The 20,078-nt window shown below is 70.7% G+C and carries 23 protein-coding genes and 1 pseudogene; 14 read left to right on the forward strand and 10 right to left on the reverse strand.

From position 1 onward, the window contains the following. Window positions 1–43 precede the first annotated feature (43 nt). Entirely contained in the window at window positions 44–616 is a 573-nt protein-coding gene (locus BJ965_RS24725) for a dihydrofolate reductase family protein (RefSeq protein WP_184910863.1), read from the reverse strand. 248 nt (window positions 617–864) lie between these two features. Here BJ965_RS24725 and BJ965_RS24730 point away from each other — a divergent pair, with 248 nt between their 5' ends. Together BJ965_RS24730 and BJ965_RS24735 are read left to right on the forward strand one after the other, a co-directional pair. Further along, the gene (locus BJ965_RS24730) at window positions 865–1,839 is read left to right on the forward strand and encodes a bifunctional helix-turn-helix transcriptional regulator/GNAT family N-acetyltransferase (RefSeq protein ID WP_184910865.1); all 975 of its coding nucleotides are present in this window, start codon (window positions 865–867) and stop codon (window positions 1,837–1,839) included. Between the two features lie 44 nt (window positions 1,840–1,883). Then, window positions 1,884–2,687 (forward strand): sugar phosphate isomerase/epimerase family protein, encoded by an 804-nt coding sequence (locus BJ965_RS24735; RefSeq protein ID WP_184910867.1) that lies wholly within the window; start codon window positions 1,884–1,886, stop codon window positions 2,685–2,687. Window positions 2,688–2,810: 123 nt separating this feature from the next. Here the strand turns inward: BJ965_RS24735 and BJ965_RS24740 are convergent, their stop codons facing one another. Next, window positions 2,811–3,695 carry an NAD(P)-dependent oxidoreductase gene (locus tag BJ965_RS24740; RefSeq protein ID WP_184910869.1) on the reverse strand — a complete coding sequence of 295 codons (885 nt, stop codon included), beginning with the start codon at window positions 3,693–3,695 and terminating at the stop codon, window positions 2,811–2,813. A 50-nt stretch (window positions 3,696–3,745) separates the two neighbouring features. Here BJ965_RS24740 and BJ965_RS24745 point away from each other — a divergent pair, with 50 nt between their 5' ends. The 4 genes and pseudogenes from BJ965_RS24745 to BJ965_RS24755 all read left to right on the forward strand — a co-directional run bounded on the left by BJ965_RS24745 (window position 3,746) and on the right by BJ965_RS24755 (window position 5,899). Further along, window positions 3,746–4,141, forward strand: coding sequence for a MerR family transcriptional regulator (locus tag BJ965_RS24745; protein WP_184910871.1), 396 nt, complete (start codon window positions 3,746–3,748; stop codon window positions 4,139–4,141). Window positions 4,142–4,161: 20 nt separating this feature from the next. Beyond that, a pseudogene (locus BJ965_RS40465) lies at window positions 4,162–4,584 on the forward strand (IS5/IS1182 family transposase); the annotation flags it as partial. A gap of 17 nt (window positions 4,585–4,601) precedes the next feature. Beyond that, window positions 4,602–4,958 (forward strand): PadR family transcriptional regulator, encoded by a 357-nt coding sequence (locus BJ965_RS24750; RefSeq protein WP_184910872.1) that lies wholly within the window; start codon window positions 4,602–4,604, stop codon window positions 4,956–4,958. Then, window positions 4,955–5,899: a hypothetical protein gene (locus BJ965_RS24755; protein ID WP_184910874.1), complete on the forward strand. Its 945-nt coding sequence runs from the start codon at window positions 4,955–4,957 to the stop codon at window positions 5,897–5,899. Before BJ965_RS24750 ends, BJ965_RS24755 begins: the two co-directional genes overlap by 4 nt. A gap of 421 nt (window positions 5,900–6,320) precedes the next feature. On the opposite strand, the gene BJ965_RS24760 is transcribed toward BJ965_RS24755, so the two are convergent. Together BJ965_RS24760 and BJ965_RS24765 are read right to left on the reverse strand one after the other, a co-directional pair. After that, entirely contained in the window at window positions 6,321–6,521 is a 201-nt protein-coding gene (locus BJ965_RS24760; protein ID WP_246545976.1) for a DUF397 domain-containing protein, read from the reverse strand. Then, window positions 6,508–7,332 carry a helix-turn-helix domain-containing protein gene (locus BJ965_RS24765; RefSeq protein WP_184910878.1) on the reverse strand — a complete coding sequence of 275 codons (825 nt, stop codon included), beginning with the start codon at window positions 7,330–7,332 and terminating at the stop codon, window positions 6,508–6,510. Before BJ965_RS24765 ends, BJ965_RS24760 begins: the two co-directional genes overlap by 14 nt. Window positions 7,333–7,661: 329 nt before the next feature. Here BJ965_RS24765 and BJ965_RS24770 point away from each other — a divergent pair, with 329 nt between their 5' ends. After that, complete coding sequence (locus BJ965_RS24770) at window positions 7,662–7,979, forward strand: hypothetical protein (protein ID WP_184910880.1); 318 nt, start codon at window positions 7,662–7,664, stop codon at window positions 7,977–7,979. 2 nt (window positions 7,980–7,981) lie between these two features. Here BJ965_RS24770 and BJ965_RS24775 read toward each other — a convergent pair whose 3' ends face one another. Next, window positions 7,982–8,575 (reverse strand): CGNR zinc finger domain-containing protein, encoded by a 594-nt coding sequence (locus BJ965_RS24775; RefSeq protein ID WP_184910882.1) that lies wholly within the window; start codon window positions 8,573–8,575, stop codon window positions 7,982–7,984. Between the two features lie 86 nt (window positions 8,576–8,661). Here BJ965_RS24775 and BJ965_RS24780 point away from each other — a divergent pair, with 86 nt between their 5' ends. Next, entirely contained in the window at window positions 8,662–9,462 is an 801-nt protein-coding gene (locus BJ965_RS24780) for an MBL fold metallo-hydrolase (protein WP_184910884.1), read from the forward strand. Between the two features lie 7 nt (window positions 9,463–9,469). Here BJ965_RS24780 and BJ965_RS24785 read toward each other — a convergent pair whose 3' ends face one another. Then, complete coding sequence (locus tag BJ965_RS24785) at window positions 9,470–10,117, reverse strand: dihydrofolate reductase family protein (RefSeq protein ID WP_184910885.1); 648 nt, start codon at window positions 10,115–10,117, stop codon at window positions 9,470–9,472. Window positions 10,118–10,204: 87 nt separating this feature from the next. Next, the gene (locus tag BJ965_RS24790) at window positions 10,205–10,570 is read right to left on the reverse strand and encodes a hypothetical protein (RefSeq protein WP_184910887.1); all 366 of its coding nucleotides are present in this window, start codon (window positions 10,568–10,570) and stop codon (window positions 10,205–10,207) included. Window positions 10,571–10,799: 229 nt separating this feature from the next. On the opposite strand from BJ965_RS24790, the gene BJ965_RS24795 reads away from it, so the two are divergent. Further along, window positions 10,800–11,798, forward strand: a complete 999-nt coding sequence (locus BJ965_RS24795) for a LacI family DNA-binding transcriptional regulator (RefSeq protein WP_184910889.1) — start codon at window positions 10,800–10,802, stop codon at window positions 11,796–11,798. Here BJ965_RS24795 and BJ965_RS24800 read toward each other — a convergent pair. Next, a complete protein-coding gene (locus BJ965_RS24800; RefSeq protein ID WP_184910891.1) occupies window positions 11,795–13,423 on the reverse strand; it encodes a transposase in 1,629 nt (542 codons plus the stop codon). The genes BJ965_RS24795 and BJ965_RS24800 overlap by 4 nt on opposite strands. 171 nt (window positions 13,424–13,594) lie before the next feature. Here BJ965_RS24800 and BJ965_RS24805 point away from each other — a divergent pair, with 171 nt between their 5' ends. The 5 genes from BJ965_RS24805 to BJ965_RS24825 all read left to right on the forward strand — a co-directional run bounded on the left by BJ965_RS24805 (window position 13,595) and on the right by BJ965_RS24825 (window position 19,210). Beyond that, the gene (locus BJ965_RS24805; protein WP_184910893.1) at window positions 13,595–15,139 is read left to right on the forward strand and encodes a sugar ABC transporter ATP-binding protein; all 1,545 of its coding nucleotides are present in this window, start codon (window positions 13,595–13,597) and stop codon (window positions 15,137–15,139) included. Continuing rightward, a complete protein-coding gene (locus BJ965_RS24810; RefSeq protein ID WP_184910895.1) occupies window positions 15,129–17,078 on the forward strand; it encodes an ABC transporter permease/substrate-binding protein in 1,950 nt (649 codons plus the stop codon). The genes BJ965_RS24805 and BJ965_RS24810 overlap by 11 nt, the downstream gene beginning before the upstream one ends. A gap of 75 nt (window positions 17,079–17,153) precedes the next feature. Continuing rightward, the gene (locus BJ965_RS24815; protein WP_184910897.1) at window positions 17,154–18,056 is read left to right on the forward strand and encodes a ribokinase; all 903 of its coding nucleotides are present in this window, start codon (window positions 17,154–17,156) and stop codon (window positions 18,054–18,056) included. Further along, complete coding sequence (gene rbsD, locus BJ965_RS24820) at window positions 18,053–18,442, forward strand: D-ribose pyranase (RefSeq protein ID WP_184910899.1); 390 nt, start codon at window positions 18,053–18,055, stop codon at window positions 18,440–18,442. Before BJ965_RS24815 ends, rbsD begins: the two co-directional genes overlap by 4 nt. Window positions 18,443–18,697: 255 nt before the next feature. After that, window positions 18,698–19,210 carry a hypothetical protein gene (locus tag BJ965_RS24825; RefSeq protein WP_184910901.1) on the forward strand — a complete coding sequence of 171 codons (513 nt, stop codon included), beginning with the start codon at window positions 18,698–18,700 and terminating at the stop codon, window positions 19,208–19,210. On the opposite strand, the gene BJ965_RS24830 is transcribed toward BJ965_RS24825, so the two are convergent. Next, the gene (locus BJ965_RS24830) at window positions 19,164–19,694 is read right to left on the reverse strand and encodes a GNAT family N-acetyltransferase (RefSeq protein WP_184910903.1); all 531 of its coding nucleotides are present in this window, start codon (window positions 19,692–19,694) and stop codon (window positions 19,164–19,166) included. The two genes, BJ965_RS24825 and BJ965_RS24830, sit on opposite strands and share 47 nt — an antisense overlap. Before the next feature lie 72 nt (window positions 19,695–19,766). Then, window positions 19,767–19,937, reverse strand: a complete 171-nt coding sequence (locus tag BJ965_RS24835; RefSeq protein ID WP_158756477.1) for a hypothetical protein — start codon at window positions 19,935–19,937, stop codon at window positions 19,767–19,769. Between the last annotated feature and the right edge of the window lie 141 nt (window positions 19,938–20,078).

Raw genomic sequence — 20,078 nt, forward strand, 5'->3', positions numbered from 1 at the left:
GCGAGTGTGCGGGGCCTTGTGCGAGGGAGAGGGAGGGGCCTCGTCAGCGGACGACGTCGAAGACGTTCTTCTGGAGCCCGTTGGCGTAGGCCTCGTGCTCGACGAGCCGGAGCTTCTGGGTGTCCTTGTCCGTGGCGCTGAAGAGCCGCTTGCCCGCGCCGAGCAGGAGCGGGAAGACGAGCAGGTGGTAACGGTCGATCAGGCCGGCGTCGGACAGGGCCTGGTTGAGGGTGGCGCTGCCGTGGATGATGATCGGGCCGCCCTCGGTCTCCTTCAGCGCGGCGACCTCGTCGAGTGAGCGAAGGATCACCGTCTCGCCCCAGTTCGACACCAGGTTCTCCTCGGCGAGAGTGGTGGAGACGACGTACTTCGGCATCACCTTGTAGTCGGCGAAGTCCTCCATGCCGGGCCACACGGGACTGAACGCCTCATAGCTGGTGCGGCCCATCATCATCGCGGTGGCTTCCTGCTGCTCCCGGCCCTTGATCTCGAACGCCTCGGGAAGGAACTCGACGTTCTTGAAGGTCCACCCGGAGTTCCGGTAGCCGGGCTCGCCGCCGGGAGCCTCCACGACGCCGTCGAGCGAGATGAAAGCGGTGCTGATCAGAGTACGCATCGGGGGTTCCTCGGTATCTCGTGTCGGGTCTGCGGCACATTCCGTCGGTGCACGTTTCCACAACACTCGCGGCTGCGGCGCACGAACACCCCTTCCGACTCCGGAGCGCGCAGAAACTCATCGGCCGCCGTCCGTCCCTCTCGTCGGCTCGGCCGTCCGCTTCGTCTCGTGCCTGGCTCCGGCCGCCCTGGAGGTCTAAGCTCGCTCACGAGTATCTCTGACTGAGTCAAACATCGGGGGTCGAGACCGTGACCGTTCAGGACGTCCGCTCCTTCAACCGCTTCTACACGAACGTCATCGGCGCCCTCGACTACGGCCGCCGGCTCTACGCCCCCTACACCCTCACCGAGTCCCGCGTGCTCTACGAGCTGGCCCACGCGCCCCGTACGGACGCCGCCGACCTGCGGACCCAGCTGCACCTGGACGCCGGATACCTCACCCGCATCCTGAACAAGTTCGAGGAGGACGGGCTGGCCGAGCGCGGCCCGTCCGACACCGACCCGCGCCGCCGCCGCATCACGCTCACCGCCGCCGGCCGCGAGGCCGCCGCGCTGCTCGACGAGCGGGCGCGGGAGACGGTCGGGGCGATGCTGGACACGGTCCGGGCCGAGGACCGGCCCCGGCTGGCGGAGGCCATGCGGACCGTCCGGACGATCCTGGGCGACAGCGACAGCGACAGCGACAGCGACAGCGACAGCGACAGCGACGGCCGCGCCCCCCGCCCCGAGGACGTCGTCCTGCGCGAGCCCGCCCCCGGCGACCTCGGCTGGATCGTGCAGCGCAACGCCGCGCTCTACGCCGCCGAGTACGGCTTCGACGCCGACTACGAGGCACTGGTGGCGAGGATCGTCGCGGACTACGCAGAGGACCACGACCCGCACCTGGAGCGGACCTGGATCGCCGAGCTGGACGGCCGACCGGTGGGCTGCGTGATGTGCGTCCGGGACGACACACCCGGCGCGGCCCGCCTGCGGCTCCTGCTCGTCGAGCCGGACGCGCGCGGCCTCCGCATCGGCGATCGCCTGGTCGGGGCGCTCGTCGACTTCGCGCGCGAGGCCGGCTACCGCGAGGTCGTCCTGTGGACCAACGACATCCTCGGCGCGGCCCGCCGCATCTACCAGCGCCACGGTTTCGTCCTGGTCGCGGAGAAACCGCACCACTCCTTCGGCCAGGATCTGACCGGCCAGGACTGGCGACTGGATCTTCACGCAACACCCGAGTGACGAAGGGGAGTCGCAGGCGGGGGTGCCGGGTAGGGTCCGTCCACATGAAGCTGGCGTTCTCCACCCTCGGTGTCCCCGGCCTGCCCCTGCCCGACGTCCTGCGGCTCGCGACCGCCCACGGCTATCACGGCGTGGAGCTGCGCACCCATCCCGAGGAACCGGTCCACACCGGCCTCGGTCCCGCCGAACGGGCGGACGTCGCGGCCGAGTTCAAGGGAGCGGGCGTAGAGCTCCTGGGTCTGGCGGGCTACGCACGGGTCGCCGCGCCGGGCGACGACGAGCCCGTCCTGGCCGAGATCCGCGCTCTCCTGGACCTGGCCCACGACCTCGGCGCCCCGTACATCCGGGTCTTCCCCGGCGGCGACCTCGACGTGCAGACCCCCGAAGAGGCCGACGCGACGGCCGCCCGCCGCCTGGGCACGGCCGCCGAACACGCCAATGACCTGGGCGTCCGCATCCTCCTCGAAACCCACGACTCGCACCGCACCGCAGCCGACGCGATGCGGATCCTCGGCCTCGTCGGGCACCGCCAGGTCGGCGCCCTCTGGGACGTGATGCACACCTGGCTCGGCGGCGAACAGCCCTCCGAGACCTACGCGGCCCTCTCCCCCCACCTCGGCTACGTCCAGGTCAAGGACATCGCCTCCCCCGACGACACGACCCCCCTGCCCCTCGGCCAGGGCGTTCTCCCGCTCGCCGAATGCGTCGAGGTCCTCTCCCGCCACAACTGGGACGGCTGGCTCTGCTGGGAGTACGAGAAGCGCTGGTACGAGGACGCGGCACCCCTGTCCGACCTCCTGGAGCCCGGGCGTGAGCACCTGAGCAGGCTGCTGAACGAGTCGGCGTGACGCTTCAGCCCCGAGCGGGCCGGGCGGTCCCGCTCGGGGCACCAGCGGTCGCCTGGGCCGGCAGGACTGCGACAGCACCCGTGCCGGTCAGGGGTGATGTCGCGTTCCGGCCGAAGGCGTCGGTCAGCGGGTGCCGGGCTTGCCGAACTCCTCGATCAGCACCGGATACTGCTCTTTGCCGTGCCCGGCGGCGACCGCACGATCGGCCATCGCCTTGAGCAGCCTCGGCAGCTCGGCGTTGATCCCGGCCGCCTCGCTCTCCTCGATCAGATGCGCCATCGCCCGCACGTCGGTCTCCAGCGCCGACACCTCGGCCGGGAACGCGCCCCTGTCGATCTGCTCGGCGTACCCCGGCAGCCAGTCGGCGACCCCGGCGGCGATCTGTTGCGCGGAGGGCGCGTACGCCGCCGCGTCGACACCGGCCGTCCTCAGGAGGGCCGTGCCCTGGAGCCAGGCGTTCAGCACGCTCCACATCATGGCCAGTCCGGCCGCGTCGTACAGCGACGCCAGCCCGTGGTCCGTACCGAGGTAGGTGACGGTGCCGAGTGCGCCGAGTGCCGACTCGTGCGCGTCGAAGTCCGAGCGCGTCCCGCTCTGCAGGATCACCGCGTCAGGGGTGCCGATGGCCGAGGGGATGGCCATGACGGCACCGTCCAGATAGCGGGCGCCCCGCGCTTCGGCCCACCGGGCCGTCGCCCGGGCCTGGCCCGAGTCGCCCGAGGTCAGGTTGATCAGCGTCGTGCCGTCCAGCTCGACATCGGCTGCGCCGAGTGCCTCGTGCACGGCTCGGTAGTCGGTGACGCAGATGACCGTCAGGCGACCGGGCTCGATCGCGTCGCCGACGGTCGGCGCCGATCGCGCCCCCTCGCCCACCAGCCGGTCGGCCTTTCCGGCCGTACGGTTCCACACGGTCGTGGGGTGCCCTGCCTTGAGGAACGCCCCGGCGAGTGCCTGGCCCATCAGGCCAAGTCCGAGGACAGTCACGGGTGTTGTGGTTTCGTCGTCCATGGCAGCATCGTCAACGTTGATACCGGTGTGAAGGTCAAGCGAGGTTGTCGATGCGGATCGGGGAACTGAGCCGACGGACGGGCGTCCACGCCCATCAGCTCCGCTACTACGAGGCCCAGGGTCTGCTTGAACCGGCCCGCGGGGCGAACGGCTATCGCGAGTACGACGAGAGTGCCCTGCTGCGCGTGAAACAGATCCGCCACCTGCTCGGAGCCGGCCTGTCCTCGGAGGACATCGCCTACCTGCTGCCCTGTGCGACCGGGGAGGCCCCGACGCTGGTCGGGTGTCCCGAGTTGCTGGCCGCGATGCGGTCACGGCTGCGGCGGCTGGACGACCGGCTGGCGAGCCTCGCGCAGTCCCGTGACGCCCTCGCCGACTACATCGAGGCGGCCGAACGCGTGGGCGGCGAGAGTTACCCGCCGCTCGGTTTCGCGCTGTCCACCTAGGCCATTTCGTACACCTGCCGGAGAACTACGGCAACTGGCGGGGCGTCTACAACCGGCTGCGAATGTGGGCCGTCGACGGCACCTGGGAGCGGGTGTTCACCGCGCTGGTCGCACAGGCAGACACCGACGAAGACCTCAACTGGGCCGTCTCGGTCGACTCGACCATCGTGCGCGCACACCAGCACGCGACCGGAACCCGCAAAAGGGGCCCCGGCCGGCGAGCCGGACGATCACGCCATCGGCCGGTCCCGCGGCGGACTGACCACGAAGATCCACCTCGCGGCCGACGGCCGGTGCCGACCACTGGCGTTCGTCCTCAACACCTGCGCAGACGTGGCATCCGCGCGGTGATTCCGGAACGCGCCGACCAGCAGGCCAACCGGTGGCAGCACGGACAGGCGGGCGGCAGAACGATGAATCGATCGACAACATATGTCGGTCGCTGATATATATAGGCGGCATGAATGAGCGACCGCTTCAGGAGCCGACGCTGCTCCTGCTCACTGCCCTGGCCGACGAGCCCAGGCACGGCTATGGACTGATTCAGGAGATCGACGCGATCTCCCAGGGCCGTGTGCGGATGCGCACCGGTACTCTCTACGGCGCGCTGGACCGGCTGGTCCAGCAGGGCCTGATCCGGGTCGAGCGCGAGGAGGTCGTGGACGGTCGGGCGCGCAAGGTCTACGCCCTCGCCGAGGCAGGCCGAGACGTGCTGGCCGCCGAGGCGGAGCGGCTGCGTGCTGTCGTCGCCGAGGCGGAGCGTCGACTGGCCGCCCGTCGCGCCCAGGCCATCCGCCCGAAGGGGGCCCTGGCGTGACGCAGCAGCACAGCTCACTCGCGTTCCGCTGGGCGCTGCGCCTCCATCCGGCCGCCTACCGCGCTGAGCACGAAGCCGAGTTGACCGCGATCTATGCCGAGGCGACGCAGGGTGCCGGCCCGCTCGGTCGGCTGCGCGAGGCGCTCGATGTCGCCGGCCATGGTCTGCGGCGGCGCACCGGCCTGGGCTCCGACCGGATGGCGGGTCAGGTCCTGGCGCAGGCGGCCCCGCTGGCTGTCGCCGTGGCGACGGGTAGTTTCGTGGCGGGCCTGTTGTGGCTCTTCGCCCCCGGCGTCCGGACCTTGCCGGCGTCCTCGCTCCCGAATGTGCTGAGCCTGGCCAACACGGGCCTCACGCCGCTGCTCTGGCTGGCGGCGCTCGCGGCTGTCTGGACCGGGCGCTGGACCGTGGCGCGTGCACTGGTCGTGCCGGCGATGGTGCTGTGCCTGGCCGACGTCCTGCTGGCCGCGTTCTCCTCCTCCGGCTTCCACGGCACCCCCTCGATCGCAGTGATCCGACTGGCCGTGCCGCTGCTCACCGGCGCCGTCGTCCTCGCCGCACCCAGGGATCTGCTCGGCCCCTCCCTGTCACAACGCCGCACGATCATGGGAACCACCGTGCTGGCGGCCGTCCTGGTGTCGGGCGAGCAGCTCGTCGACATGTACTACCCCTTTGCGCTGGGCGTCCTCAGTGTCATCGGCCCGCTGTGGGCCGGGGTCCTGTGGGCCGGGGTCCTCGCGATCGCCCTGCTCTTCGGTACGCGTAACCGGTTGACCGTCGCGGGAGTGGCGGTGGCCGTGCTGCCCACCATGCTGCAGGTGACGGTCCAGCTCACCCCCGCGGGCGTGATTGTCCTGCTCCTAGTCCTGCTCAGCAGCACGGTGCCCTTCCTCCGCGCGCGCCGGCGCCACTTCCAGTCAACCCCGCCGAGCGCGGCATAGCTGGCTCCGGGACCCCGGGCCGCACCGCGGATAGGCCCGGCGCTTCTGCCGGGCCTCCTGCCAGCGGGAGGCTTCGCACACAGGGAGTCAGGTGCCCGGCCGGCAGGGTCGTGTCCCGTCGACGCCGAGGAGTTCAAGCACACCTGCTTGAACTCCTCGGTTGATGAGGCTCACAGGTGCGTCGCCACGCTGCCGGGGCGGAGAGTCAGGATGGACAGCCGGCAGAAGATCATGCGGCCAGTGGGGCGGACGGCGGTTGTCGGGGGAGAGACCGCGCATGGTCTGCTCGGAGCCCGGGGCTTGGCGGCCCTTCCACCGGCCTACGACCGCGACGCCTACAAGCACCGCCACCATGTACCTCGCAGGACTCCAGCTCGCCGCCATCTTCATCTGGTCAGCAAGGTGGTCCAGAAGAAGCGGCCTAAGCCCCTATGTGCCCGTCCTTGACGGCGCCGACGAACGCCGCCCAGCCGCTCCGCGAGAAGACCAGGGCGGGTCCGTGGGCGGCTTTGCTGTCCCGTACCGGGACGTCGGGGCGGCCGGGGGCGACTTCGAGGCACTCTCCTTGATCGCCGCCGCTGTAGCTGGACTTGTACCAGCCGGTGTACTCACTGTCGATCATGCGCATGGTCCTCCGCTGCCGCCCTGACGAGGGCCAGTGACTCCTTCTGCGACAACGCGTCGCTCAGAGCCAGAGCGTAGGCCGTCTGGCAGGCGCTCACCAGAGCCGGATCATCCATCAAGTTGCCGGTCTGGAAGCCCTCGACGTAGGCCACCGGGGCCGAGTCCTCGAAGGTCATGAGCGTGAGCAGGCTCTGCATGAGTGAGTGCGCCCCTACGCCGTAGGGAAGGACGTGCAGACGCAGCCGTCCCGACTCGGCCATGTCCGCGACCTTGTGCAACTGCTCTGCCATGACCTGCGATCCGCCGACGCGACGACGGAGGACCGCCTCGTCGAGCAGCGTCCAGACGACAGGTTGTGCCGGCCCGTCGAGGATTCGGCGGCGCTGTGTTCGAATGACAACGAGCTCGTCAAGTTCCTCGGTCGTGTGGTTCGGACGGTAGGCCCCGAACAGGGCGCGTGCGTAGTCGTCGGTCTGAAGCACTCCGGGAACCAGAGACAGTGCGAACTGCTGCATCTGAAGCGCCAGTTGCTCGAGTTCGGCCACCGCCGCGAAATGATCGGTGTAGTGCGACTCCAGGTCCTCCAGCCACCGCGCGAAGAACCCGTCCGTCCCCAGCGCCCGGTCGATCCGCCGCGCGTCATCCGGCTTGGGGAGGCGTCGGCCCGCCTCGAAATGGCTGATCAGCGTGGGTGAGCACACCACCTGGTCGCCCAGTTCCTCCTGGGTGAGGCGGGCGGCGGTCCGCCTCAGTCGCATCTCCTCCCCGTACTTCTGACGCGGCGTTCGAAGCGTGCGACGTTCGTCCATCGGCCAACTCCTCTTCTTGACAAGCGCGATGTCAAGTTCCACCCCCTGGCAGCGTAGCGAGTGCCGACCTCACTCTGTGAGTGATTCAGCGCAGAACGCAGTCACCGCAGGTGAGAAGGCAGGCAGACAGACGTGGTAGACCTCATCGCTCGGCTCCTCGAACCGTTCCTCCGTTTCCTCTTCCCGCCCCGCGGCAGGCGTCGGCGATCGACGGCACCGCCCCCGCGTCCGTGCGTCTGCCCGGTGGCCCGCTGCCGTCCTGACGAGCGTTCGCTCCGAGGAGAGGACAACCGACTGGTACGCCCCTACCTGATGGCGGAGGCGGGTGCATGACCGGCGGAGCGCGCGACTGTGCGGTGGCCGGGCGGCTGCTGCCCTGGACCGGTACCGAGGGCAGACCGTGCTACCTCGTGGGTGACGGAACCGGCTATGTCTCGCGGCTCGCCGACGAGATCGAGGACGTGCAGATCGACATGGCGGACCAGCTGCTCGGGCACGCCGCCGAACTCCTCGCGGAGCGTCGGGTGACCGGCGCGGAACTGCACTACTTGGCCCGGCGGCTCAGCGAGTCGCTACGGGACGTCAAGAGGGTCGCGGAGAGCAGGGGGGCGCGGCTCGCCCCTGAGTCCGGGCCATGGCCAGGGTGACGTCAGCGCGCATCGGTGCGGCGGGCGTACGCCCGGGCCGCGCGGGCGCGGTCGCCGCAGCGGGTGGAGCACCAGTGGCGGCGCCCGTGGCGGAGCAGGTAGCGGTTGCAGGGCGGGGAGCCGCAGGCGGTGAGGCGCTCGGCCCCGGGGGAGGTGAGCAGGTCGGCGGCGTCGGCGGCGAGGGTCGCCAGGGCGAGGTCGACGATCGCGGTGGTGGGGTGCGGGGCGGTGCGGTAGGGGCCGGTCTTGTCGTCCCATCGCAGCAGCGGGGCCGTGGGGACCCTGGTCATCGCGTCGTTGACGGCGTTCACGGCCGCGGGCAGGGCGGGCACGCCGTCGACACGGGCGGCGAACAGCGACCTGATCTGTTCGCGCAGCGACCGCAGCTGGGTCGCGCACATCTCCCGCATGCCGGCGTCGACCGGGGCGAGGTCGCGCTGGGTCAGCCAGTGGTTCGCCTGTGCGGGGGTGCCCAGGAGGTCGAGCGTGCGCCCGCCGGGCAGGGCGATCGCGGTATTGGCGAGGGCGAGGGAGGCGTGCTCCGCCTCGCCCTGTGCGGGCGGCGGGGCGGGCTGTTCGATCACGGGCTCCTCCATACCTCTCATGGTACGGCTTGCCTGTATCCGTGAGAAGCGGCTACGGTCGTCTCACGGTTCAATCATGTCTATCCGTGAGGTGCTTCATGTCCTCCCTGCCCGCGACGACCGACTTCCCCGTCCGCGCCCTCGGCGGCCCGACCGCCCTGTTCGAGTACGGCGGCCTGCGCTTCCTGACCGACCCGACCTTCGACGCCCCCGGCGACTACGCCCGGCCCGGGGGTCCGGTCCTGACCAAGACCGCGCCCGCCACCGCCACGCCCGCCGACCTCGGCGGCGTCGACGTGGTGCTGCTCTCCCACGACGAGCACCCCGACAACCTCGACACCTCCGGCCGGGCCCTGCTTCCCGGCACACCCCTGACCCTGACCACGCCGGGCGGCGGCGAGCGCCTGCGCGAGAGCCTGGGGGACAAGGTCAGGGGCCTGGCCGACTGGGAGTCCGTCGAGCTGGACCGGCCCGGCGGCGGCACGGTCACCGTGACCGGCGTCCCGGCCCTGCACGGACCCGGCCCGCGCGAGCAGGTCGAGGCGTTCACCGGCCAGGTCGTCGGCTTCGTGCTGACCGGCGAGGGCCTGCCCACCGTCTACGTCAGCGGCGACAACGCCTCCCTCGACGCCGTCCGCGAGATCGCCGGCCGCTTCGGCCCCGTCGACACCGCCGTGCTCTTCGCCGGGGCTCCCCGCTTCCCCGTCCTCTTCGACAACCAGGTCATCGTCCTGGACAGCGCGATGGCCGCCGAGGCCGCGCGGATCCTCGGCGCCCGGCGCGTCGTCCCCGTCCACTACGACAGCTGGGCCCACTTCACCGAGGGCCGCGAGCAGTTGGCGGCCGCCTTCACCGCCGCCGGGCTCGCCGACCGGCTGGACTGGGGCAAGGGAGCCTGACCTGTCGTCACTTCCGCCAGAACAGGTGATGCACCACCCCGCTCGGACTCGGCACGACGTCGCAGTGGAAGCGGCCGAACAGTTCCTCGGGCGACTCCCACAGCCGTGACCCGGATCCGAGCATCACATCGGGCGAGACCGCCACGTGCAGCGCGTCGACCAGGTCGGCGTCCAGGAACTGCCGGATGGTCGCCGCTCCGCCGCCGAGCCGGACGTCCTTGCCCCCGGCCGCTTTGCGCGCCTGGGCGAGGACCTCGGCCGGATCCCCGCCGACGAAGTGGAACGTCGTGTCGGAGAGGGTGAACGAGGGGCGCTCGTGGTGGGTCATCACGAACACCGGGGTGTGGAACGGAGGCTCGTCGCCCCACCAGCCCTGCCACTCGTGGTTCTCCCAAGGGCCGCGCTGCGGGCTGAACTTGTTGCGGCCCATGATCTCGGCGCCGATGTTGTGGTGGAAGTCGCGCACCAGATAGTCGTCGAGGCCCCGGCTCCCGCCCGGGTCGGTGCGGTTCGGCCAGCTCGCGGTCGCGCCGGCCCAGGCGAACATCGTGCCGGGATCGGCATGACCGAACGGCCGCTCCAGGCTCTGGCCCTCACCGGCACCGAAGCCGTCACTCGAGACATTGAAGTTCTGCACGCGCAGCAGCTGGGACACAGCGCTCCTCCTGTGGTCGATGCAAGAGAGACCGCCCGGACCGGGAAAACTCATCGGCGCGGGCCCGGCGCGGCCAAGACTCCGGCTTCACCCGGCCTGCGCCACCACGTGGTCGATCACCTGCTGGAAGTCCTCACTCGGCGAGAACTCCACCAGTTCGCTGTCCTCCAGCGCCACCGGCACGTGGCCGGGGCCCCAGTAGTACGCCTGCCCCGCCTCGTACTCCTCCTCGCCGGTGGCCGTCCGCATCCGGATCCGGCCCTTGAGCAGGTAACCCCAGTGCGGGCACGGGCAGGCGTCGTCGGGCAGGCCCTTGAGGGCCGGGCCCATGTCCGTGCCCTGGGGCAGCGTGATGTAGCCGACCGACATGCCGCCGCCGATCGGCGTCAGGCGCAGTTCCACTCCGTCGCCTTCGAGGGCCACGGGTACGTCGTTCCGGGTCGCCGCCGTCATGGTTCCTCCGCTCCGGCCCGCCAGGGCCTCGAACGCCCCACAGGAAACCCCCGTACCTCCAGCCTGGCCCGCCGGGCCGAACCCTGCGACATCACGATCCGGTCAAGAGGTACCGCCGGGGGCTTGATTCGGCTGCGTGTAATCGATTCCATGCTCCCGTCGATGTAATCGATTCCACGAGCACTCACCCGGTGCTCCCACGACTGATCCACAAGGAGGTGGAGCGGCGGTGGCCAGCATCAAGGACGTCGCTGCCGAGGCCGGCGTCTCCGTCGCCACGGTCTCGCGCGTCCTGAACGACCACCCGTCGGTCAGCGCCGACGCACGCACCCGCGTGCTGGCCGCCGTCGAGACCCTGGGCTACCGCCCGAACGCCGTCGCCCGCTCCCTGCGCACCGACCAGACCCACACCCTCGGCCTGGTCATCAGCGACGTGATGAACCCGTACTTCACCGAACTGGCCCGCTCCGTCGAGGAGGAGGCCCGCGCGCTCGGCTACAGCGTCATCATCGGCAACGCCGACGAGCGCCCGGACCTCCAGGACCACCACGTTCGGACCCTGCTCGACCGCCGGATCGACGGCCTGCTCGTCTCCCCGACGGACGGCGGCTCGCCGCTGATGCTGGACGCCGCGCGGGCCGGGACGCCCATGGTCTTCGTGGACCGGTGGATCCCGGGCGTGGACGTGCCGGTGGTACGGGCGGACGGCCGGACCGCCGTACGGGACCTCGTGGCGCATCTGCACGGGCTGGGGCACCGCAGGCTCGCCATCATCGCGGGCCCGGCGGCGACCACCACCGGTCAGGAGCGCGTCGAGGCCTTCCGGGAGGCGCTCGGCGCGTACGGGCTCGACCTGCCCGACGCCTACATAGGGCAGGGCGACTTCCAGGCCGAGAGCGGCCGGCTGGTCACCGAGGGCTTCCTCGATCTGGCCGAACCGCCCGAGGTCGTCTTCGCGGCCGACAACCTTATGGCGCTCGGCGCCCTGGACGCCGTACGGGCGCGTGGTCTGCGCGTACCGGACGACCTCGCGCTGGCCGCGTTCGACGACATCCGGTGGTTCGTGCACACCGATCCGCCGATCACCGCGATCGCCCAGCCCACGGGCGAGCTGGGCCGGGCCGCCGTACGGGCCCTGGTCGACCGCATCGAGGGGCGGCCCGGCGAGTCCGTCACGCTCCCCGCCCGGCTCGTCGTACGCCGCTCGTGCGGCGAGAACCGTTCCTAGTCAGTGAGCAGGAGTGAGTCTTGTACCCATACCTGGCCACTGCGGACATCCCGAACGGTCTTGGGTGTCCTGGTCGCCCGCGTACTTGCAGCGTCCGGCGGCACGGATCGTGTCCGTGGTCCGGCAACGCGGGGGCGGGCTCCCTCACGCCCAGGAGCCTCCGGCCCGGCCTGGACGGTCCGATGCCCCGCACGATCGCTCCGGTCGTGCGGGGGCGGTGTCGTCCGTCGCCGGATCGGATGCCCCTGGGCGCGTCGCCCGATCGCGATGCTCGCTGCATCGTGACGGGTCGTCTTACGAGTCCTGCTGGTGAGGGGCTTCTGCCAGTGCTGGGTGCCCCACTTCGAGGTGTAGGCCGGATCGACAGCGATGATCGCGACACCGGTGGCGTCGGCCATCGACGTGAGCCGGGCGCGGAGCCTGCCCGTGGGCATACCGGAGATCAACTGCCGGAAGCGGCACTTACGGCCGTGCTTTTCGCGGGTCTTCTCCGCCGCAAAGTCCAGATCCTCCACGGCGATGGCCTTCACGCCGCAGGTCTTGGCCCAGTTCAGCAGCCGGGACAGGGCATGGCGTACCTGGGCGTCGCGGTGGTTGGCCGACCCGCTGAGGTCATAGGAGAAGCGGCGGGGTCGGCCGGTCGGGTTGCCGTGCACGTCGAGCCGCCAGACGGCGAGGTGGTCGGCGTTGGTGTCCACACCGATCACGCCATCGGCGAGGGCGGCTTCGAGCGGGATGGTCTTCGTGGGCGGGATCTGCCAGGAGGCAGTCAGGTACCAGCGTCCACGGCCTGTGTCCAGATGAATGCGGTAGGCGACAGCCCGGTTCGCCTCAATGCGGTCGGCCCACTCCTGGCCCCGGTGCGGGAAACACACCCTGGCGGCGAGCACGTACCGGCCATGCTTAGCGTTCGCAAGCTCCTTGAGGGGGGCGGGCAGCTTGATGCTCACCTCTCCGTGCGCGGTGACGCGGATCGTCTCGTTGCCGAAGCGCCTGCCGGACTCACCGTCCGCCTGGAGGAACCAGCGCCCGGCTTCCCACCGCTTTCGCCACTGGTCCTCGGTGAGCTGCGCGGCGTCGAGATTGTGGCGGGTGCCCAGCAGACGTTTGCCGCCTCGTACCACGCGGACGACACCGGCCTGACGGTCAGCTCGTACCTGTTCGAGCCGGTCCTCGAGGACGTGCAGGCGGCGGGTCTTGTTGAACCACTCGTGCGCGGAGCGGTAGCCACCCGGTTCCTGCTTGGTGCCCTTGTGGCCGACCGGCAGCGACAAGCGGTGCGCGATCGTACGGACACCGGCCTCCAGAGACTGGATGTGCGCGGCCTGCCCACGACGGGCCAGCGCCCATTGATCGTGCGTGGCCTTCGTAATCGCACCTGCCCACCGCGAGGACGACTCGGCAGTGAGTCCCTTCTTCCGGGCCGCCCACCTGTCGGTGGAGTGCTCCAGCCCGTCAGCGCACCGTGCCTTGAGATCACGGGAGGCGAGCGAGCCGAGGTGCGCACCGACCAATGCGAGCACCTCCTCATCGGCAGGCGTGAGCTGCTTCAACCGTGTACGGACCGCCACCCCCGAGGGGCCGACAGCAACGAACGACGCCGCAAGCTCCCGCAACCCGCCCACCCCATACGGCCTCTCGAAAACCCGTTCATCACACCCAACGAGCACCATCCGGAAAGGTCACACATTCGACAGGCGAACTCGAATTCCCATCTCGAGGCAGCACCCCTGACCGGAACCTCAGCACTCACTCAAACCCCCACAGTTCCCCATCCCAGTGCAAAGGAGCACGACGTGAGCAACGCGGACGAGTTGCTGCGCATCGAGGGCATACGGAAGACCTTCCCGGGCGTGGTCGCGCTGGACGGCGTCGACTTCGACCTGCGCCGGGGCGAGGTGCACGTGCTGCTCGGTGAGAACGGTGCCGGCAAGAGCACCCTCATCAAGATGCTCTCCGGTGCCTACACCCCGGACTCGGGGCGGATCCTGGTCGGCGGCGAGGAGACGCGCATCCAGGGTGCGCAGGACTCGGAGCGGCTCGGGATCGCCACGATCTACCAGGAGTTCAACCTGGTGCCCGATCTGACGGTCGCCGAGAACATCTTCCTGGGGCGCCAGCCGCGCCGGTTCGGGATGATCGACCGGAAGAAGATGGAGGCCGACGCCGAGGTCCTGCTGAAGCGGGTCGGGGTGCAGGTGTCGCCCCGCGCTCGGGTCCGCGAGCTGGGCATCGCCCGTCTCCAGATGGTCGAGATCGCCAAGGCGCTCAGCCTGAACGCCCGGGTGCTGATCATGGATGAGCCGACCGCCGTGCTCACCTCCGAGGAGGTCGACAAGCTCTTCGCGATCGTGCGCACGCTGCGCGAGGACGGCGTCGGGATCGTCTTCATCACCCACCATCTGGAGGAGATCGCCGCCCTCGGCGACCGGGTGACCGTCATCCGAGACGGGAAGAGCGTCGGGCAGGTCCCGGCCTCCACCTCCGAGGACGAGCTCGTCCGGCTCATGGTCGGGCGCTCCATCGAGCAGCAGTACCCGCGTGAACGCGCCGAGCGGGGCGCCGCGTTGCTCACCGTCGAGGGACTCACCCGGGACGGCGTCTTCCACGACGTGAGCTTCGACGTGCACGCCGGTGAGGTCGTCGGCATCGCCGGACTGGTCGGCGCGGGCCGTACCGAGGTCGTACGGGCGGTCTTCGGGGCCGACGCGTACGACAAGGGCATTGTGAAAGTCTCCGGCGCCCCGATCGCCAAGTACGACGTCAACGCGGCGATGACCGCGGGCATCGGACTCGTGCCCGAGGACCGCAAGGGCCAGGGCCTGGTGCTGGACGCCTCCGTCGAGGAGAACCTCGGCCTGGTGACCCTGCGGTCGGCCACGCGCGCCGGGCTCGTCGACCTCAAGGGCCAGCGCGAGTCCGCCGAGCGGATCGCGGGGCAGCTCGGCGTGCGGATGGCCGGGCTCGGCCAGCACGTGCGCACCCTCTCCGGCGGCAACCAGCAGAAGGTCGTCATCGGCAAGTGGCTGCTCGCCGACACCAAGGTGCTGATCCTGGACGAGCCCACACGCGGCATCGACGTCGGCGCCAAGGTGGAGATCTACCAGCTGGTCAACGAACTCACCGCCGCCGGCGCGGCCGTCCTGATGATCTCCAGCGACCTTCCCGAGGTGCTCGGCATGAGCGACCGGGTGCTGGTGATGGCGCAGGGCCGGATCGCCGGTGAACTCTCCGCCGACGAGGCGACCCAGGACGCCGTGATGGCACTCGCCGTCAGCACCCCCACGACAACGACCACGACGACGACCACGAACGGAACGGAGGCCTCCCGTGGCCACTGACACGCTCAAGAGCACAACGGGCGCGGGTGGCGCCTCGGGAGGCCTGCGCCGCCTCCTGCTCGACAACGGCGCGCTCACCGCGCTCATCGTCCTCGTCATCGCGATGTCGGCCCTGTCCGGCGACTTCCTGACGACGGACAACCTCCTCAACGTCGGTGTGCAGGCGGCCGTGACGGCCATCCTGGCCTTCGGCGTGACCTTCGTGATCGTCTCCGCGGGCATCGACCTGTCGGTCGGTTCGGTCGCCGCGCTGTCCGCCACGGTCCTCGCCTGGAGCGCCACCTCGGCGGGCGTCCCGGTCTTCCTCGCCGTCCTGCTCGCCATAGCGACGGGCATCGTCTGCGGCCTGGTCAACGGCATCCTGATCTCCTACGGCAAGCTCCCGCCGTTCATCGCCACGCTGGCCATGCTGTCCGTGGCCCGCGGCCTGTCCCTCGTCATCTCCGAGGGCTCCCCCATCGCCTTCCCCGACTCGGTCTCCCACCTCGGCGACACCCTCGGCGGCTGGCTGCCGGTGCCGGTCCTGGTGATGATCGTCATGGGCCTGATCGCGGCCTTCGTGCTCGGCCGGACCTACATCGGCCGCTCCATGTACGCGATCGGCGGCAACGAGGAGGCCGCGCGGCTGTCCGGCCTGCGCGTGAAGAAGCAGAAGCTCGCCATCTACGCCTTCTCGGGCGTCTTCGCCGCCGTCGCCGGTGTCGTGCTCGCCGCCCGGCTCTCCTCCGCGCAGCCCCAGGCCGCCGACGGCTACGAGCTGGACGCGATCGCCGCCGTCGTCATCGGCGGCGCCTCCCTCGCGGGCGGCACCGGCAAGGCGTCCGGCACGCTCATCGGCGCGCTGATCCTGGCCGTGCTGCGCAACGGGCTGAACCTGCTGAACGTCTCGGCGTTCTGGCAGCAGGTCGTGATCGGTGTCGTCATCGCGCTCGCGGTGCTGTTCGACACGCTGCGGCGCAAGGCGGGGGCGACCCCGGTGGCCGGTGCCTCCCAGGGGGGCAGGGGCAAGCAGGCGGCGACGTACGGACTCGCGGCCGTGGTCACCGTCGCGATCGTCGGCGCCACGTCCTTCCTGCACAACGGCTCCTCCGCCACGAGCAGCCCGAAGCTGGGCCTGTCGCTGTCCACGCTCAACAACCCCTTCTTCGTGCAGATCCGGGCGGGCGCCCAGGCCGAGGCGGAGAAGCGCGGCGTGGACCTGACCGTCACCGATGCCCAGAACGACGCCTCCCAGCAGGCCAACCAGCTGCAGAACTTCACCAGTTCCGGTCTGGGCGCGATCATCGTCAACCCGGTGGACTCCGACGCGGCGAGCAACTCCGTCAAGGCCGCCGACAAGGCGAAGATCCCGGTCATCGCGGTCGACCGGGGCGTGAACAAGGCGTCGGTGGACGCCCTGGTCGCCTCCGACAACGTCGCCGGCGGTGAGCTCGCCGCCAAGACCGTCGCCGACAAGCTGGGCGGCAAGGGCAAGATCGTGATCCTCCAGGGCCAGGCCGGCACGTCTGCGGCCCGGGAGCGCGCGCAGGGCTTCGCGAACGGCCTCAAGGCCTACCCGGGCATCAAGGTCGTCGCCCAGCAGCCCGCCGACTTCGATCGCACCAAGGGCCTCGACGTCATGTCGAACCTGCTCCAGGCCCACCCGGACGTCCAGGGCGTCATCGCGGCCAACGACGAGATGGCGCTCGGCGCGATCAAGGCGCTGGGTTCCAAGGCCGGCAAGTCGGTCTCGGTCGTCGGCTTCGACGGCACGCCTGACGGACTGAAGGCGGTCGAGGGCGGCACGCTGTACGCGTCCGTGGCGCAGCAGCCGTCCCAGCTCGGGAAGATCGCCGTGGACAACGCCCTGCGGGCCCTGAAGGGCGAGAAGGTCGAGGAGACGGTGAAGGTGCCGGTGAAGGTGGTCACCAAGGAGAACGTGGCCGGCTTCAGCGGCTGACATCGGGGAACGGCGGGCGGTCGCACACGGTGTGCGTGACCGCCCGCCCATGTCACTCACGTGGGGAGACAACTCATGTACGACTACGACCTCCTGGTCGTGGGTTCGGCCAACGCCGACCTGGTGATCGGAGTGGAGCGCCGGCCCGGTGCCGGCGAGACCGTGCTCGGCTCCGACCTGGCCGTCCACCCGGGCGGCAAGGGCGCGAACCAGGCGGTCGCCGCCGCCCGGCTCGGCGCCCGTACGGCGCTGCTGGCCCGGGTCGGCGACGACGCGCACGGCCGGCTGCTGCTGCAATCGCAGCGCGAGGCGGGCGTCGACACGGTGGGAGTCCTGGTGGGCGGCGCACCGACCGGCGTCGCGCTGATCACGGTCGACCCGTCCGGGGACAACAGCATCGTGGTCTCGCCCGGCGCGAACGGCCGGCTGACCCCGGAGGACGTCAGCGCCGCCGGGTGCCTCTTCCAGAGCTCACGGGTGGTGTCGGCGCAGCTGGAGATCCCGCTGGAGACGGTGGTGGAGGCCGTGCGGAGCCTGGCGCCCGAAAGCCGTTTCGTGCTGAACCCCTCCCCGCCGCGCCCCCTCCCGCAGGAAGTGCTGGCGGCCTGTGACCCGCTGATCGTGAACGAGCACGAGGCGAAGGTGATCCTGGGCGGCTCCGCCGTGGGGGACACCCCCGAGGACTGGGCGCGGATCCTCCTCGCCAAGGGCCCGAAGTCGGTGGTGGTGACGCTGGGCGCGGAGGGCGCGCTGGTGGCGTCGGCGGAGGGTGTCGCGCGCGTGCCGGCCGTGACGGTGGACGCGGTGGACACGACGGGCGCGGGCGATTCCTTCACCGCCGCGCTGGCCTGTCGGCTGGGCGCTGGCGCGTCGCTGGCGGAGGCGGCGGCGTACGCGGCGCGGGTGGGTGCCGCGACCGTGACGAAGGAGGGCGCGCAGGCGTCCTTCCCCACGGCGGCGGAGGTCGCCGCGCCGTGAAGAGGACCGGAATACTGAACCGTCACCTCGCCGGTGCGCTGGCCGAACTCGGCCACGGCGACGGGGTGCTGGTGTGCGACGCGGGCATGCCCATCCCGGACGGCCCCCGGGTGGTGGACCTGGCCTTCCGGGCCGGGGTGCCGGCGTTCGCCGAGGTGCTGGACGGGCTGCTGGCCGAGCTGGTGGTCGAGGGGGCGACGGCGGCGCAGGAGGTACGGGAGGCCAACCCGGAGGCGTCGGCGCTGCTGGAGGAGCACTTCCCCGCACTGGACCTGGTGTCGCACGAGCGCCTCAAGGAGCTGTCCGCGGGTGCCCGGCTCGTCGTCCGCACGGGCGAGGCACGGCCGTACGCGAACGTCCTGTTGAGGTGCGGCGTCTTCTTCTGATGTCCGAGAAGGTCCCCTGAAGAGCCCTGAAAGGCCCCGAACGGTTTCGAGGAGGCCCGGTCCGTCGACCGGGCCTCCTCGGCCTTTCCCCTCCCGTCAGGAACCCCCGCGATCCCCCCGGATCCCCCTCCAGAAGCCCTGACGCCTAGTACGACCGCCGTGGGGCAGAAAGGGTTGCACGGCGAAGTAAGAAAATCTTGCCGGATTCTGGAGGGCCCCGGTCGTGGCTCAGGCGGGCCGCCCTAGGTTGACACCATGCGCCTCTTCGACAAGCTGACCGGGACCACCCACCCCGCCGCCGGGGTCCCTCCGCGTCCCGCCCAGGAGGTGCGCACGGCTCTGCTCGGGCTGGGTCGTGCCGACGCGCCGTACGTGATCCGCGACGGTGCCGCGCAGGGCGCCGACGTGGTCGCGGAGTGGCGGACGGCCGAACCGGCCTGGCAGAACCTCTTCGTCCGGTCGCAGCTGACGCGCGCCGTCCGGTTCCGGATGCGCCTGGTCCCGGAGACCCACGAGGTGCGGGTCGTCGAGGAGGGGCGGGAAGTCACCCGGGTCGGAAACCCGCCGCGGCTGAGGATCTCCGGGCAGTACACGCGCGGGCCCGACCGGACCGTCTCCCGCCACTACACGATCGGCCGCGGGGAGAGCGGCCGGCTCGAAGCGACGGAGACCTACCGCTTCGACAGCGCGGAGTTGCGTGACCCGCTCAGGGACGCCGTCCTCACAGCGGGCTGGACGTGGCGCTCCGTGGTGTTCGGGAGGCTGTGAGCACGCGGGTGATACCACCGTCGTCCTCCTCGATGTCGCGTACGTGCGCGAACCCCATCCGTGCGAGCAGGCGCAGCGAGGCCTCGTTCTCCGCGGCGACGGTGGCGTGCACCTCGGTGAGCCCGAGCGTCCCGAAGCCGTACGCCACGAGCACCTCGGCGAGCTCCGTGCCGAGTCCGCTTCCCCAGACCGCTGGGGACAGCGCGTAGACGATCTCGTGCCCGGCCACGTCGTCGGTCTGCTTGATCTCCGCGTGCCCGATCAGCCGGCCGTCGCGCCGGACCGCCCACACGTCGAAGAGGTCCCGCGCATAGACCTTGCTGAAGATCCGCCCGAACAGCGCCCGGTCGTCCGCCTCTGGAGAGGGCCCGTATCCCATCCACCGGGAGACCTTGGTGTCCTGGAACAGGGCGACGAAGTCCTCTTCGTCGTCGGGAGTGTAGGGGTCCAGGAGCAGGCGCGCGGTGCGCAGGGTCGGGGGCATGGGACGGACGCTAATGAGGCGGGAGGCGGAGCGGCAATCGGCTTTCGCGGCGCCCGGGCACCCGCGGCGCCCTCACCGCCGCAGGCTGTAGCTCACCATCGACGCCCCCACCACCGACCCGAACGCCGGCAGCAGGAACTGTGCGAAGGCCTCCCAACCCCAGACGACCCCCGCGCACGCCGCCGTGATGTTGATGGCCAGGGACATGATCCACAGGGCGACGCTCTGGGCCTGGGGTGACATCGTTCCTCGTCGTCATTCGGAGCCGGGGGGAATGGAATGGGCGGGGCGGAATCAACCCGGGCCGGGGCTGGGATGGGGCCGGAATTCCGGCACGGGTGCCCGGTACGGCGGTGGAGGGACGGGCGTCTTCCGGTGCGGCGC

This window comes from Streptomyces luteogriseus (assembly GCF_014205055.1).
Classification (GTDB): Bacteria; Actinomycetota; Actinomycetes; order Streptomycetales; family Streptomycetaceae; genus Streptomyces; species Streptomyces luteogriseus.

Excerpts from the sequence above, each read along its gene's own strand:
- BJ965_RS24735 (WP_184910867.1), top strand. The coding sequence starts at position 1,884 with ATGAAGCTGGCGTTCTCCACCCTCGGTGTCCCCGGCCTGCCCCTGCCC.
- BJ965_RS24790 (WP_184910887.1), bottom strand. The coding sequence starts at position 10,570 with ATGACGGCGGCGACCCGGAACGACGTACCCGTGGCCCTCGAAGGCGAC.
- BJ965_RS24760 (WP_246545976.1), bottom strand. The coding sequence starts at position 6,521 with ATGATCGACAGTGAGTACACCGGCTGGTACAAGTCCAGCTACAGCGGC.
- BJ965_RS24830 (WP_184910903.1), bottom strand. The coding sequence starts at position 19,694 with ATGCCCCCGACCCTGCGCACCGCGCGCCTGCTCCTGGACCCCTACACT.
- BJ965_RS24765 (WP_184910878.1), bottom strand. The coding sequence starts at position 7,332 with ATGGACGAACGTCGCACGCTTCGAACGCCGCGTCAGAAGTACGGGGAG.
- BJ965_RS24825 (WP_184910901.1), top strand. The coding sequence starts at position 18,698 with ATGCGCCTCTTCGACAAGCTGACCGGGACCACCCACCCCGCCGCCGGG.
- BJ965_RS24725 (WP_184910863.1), bottom strand. The coding sequence starts at position 616 with ATGCGTACTCTGATCAGCACCGCTTTCATCTCGCTCGACGGCGTCGTG.
- BJ965_RS24750 (WP_184910872.1), top strand. The coding sequence starts at position 4,602 with ATGAATGAGCGACCGCTTCAGGAGCCGACGCTGCTCCTGCTCACTGCC.
- BJ965_RS24775 (WP_184910882.1), bottom strand. The coding sequence starts at position 8,575 with ATGGAGGAGCCCGTGATCGAACAGCCCGCCCCGCCGCCCGCACAGGGC.
- BJ965_RS24835 (WP_158756477.1), bottom strand. The coding sequence starts at position 19,937 with ATGTCACCCCAGGCCCAGAGCGTCGCCCTGTGGATCATGTCCCTGGCC.
- BJ965_RS24740 (WP_184910869.1), bottom strand. The coding sequence starts at position 3,695 with ATGGACGACGAAACCACAACACCCGTGACTGTCCTCGGACTTGGCCTG.
- BJ965_RS24815 (WP_184910897.1), top strand. The coding sequence starts at position 17,154 with ATGTACGACTACGACCTCCTGGTCGTGGGTTCGGCCAACGCCGACCTG.
- BJ965_RS24780 (WP_184910884.1), top strand. The coding sequence starts at position 8,662 with ATGTCCTCCCTGCCCGCGACGACCGACTTCCCCGTCCGCGCCCTCGGC.
- BJ965_RS24770 (WP_184910880.1), top strand. The coding sequence starts at position 7,662 with ATGACCGGCGGAGCGCGCGACTGTGCGGTGGCCGGGCGGCTGCTGCCC.
- BJ965_RS24745 (WP_184910871.1), top strand. The coding sequence starts at position 3,746 with ATGCGGATCGGGGAACTGAGCCGACGGACGGGCGTCCACGCCCATCAG.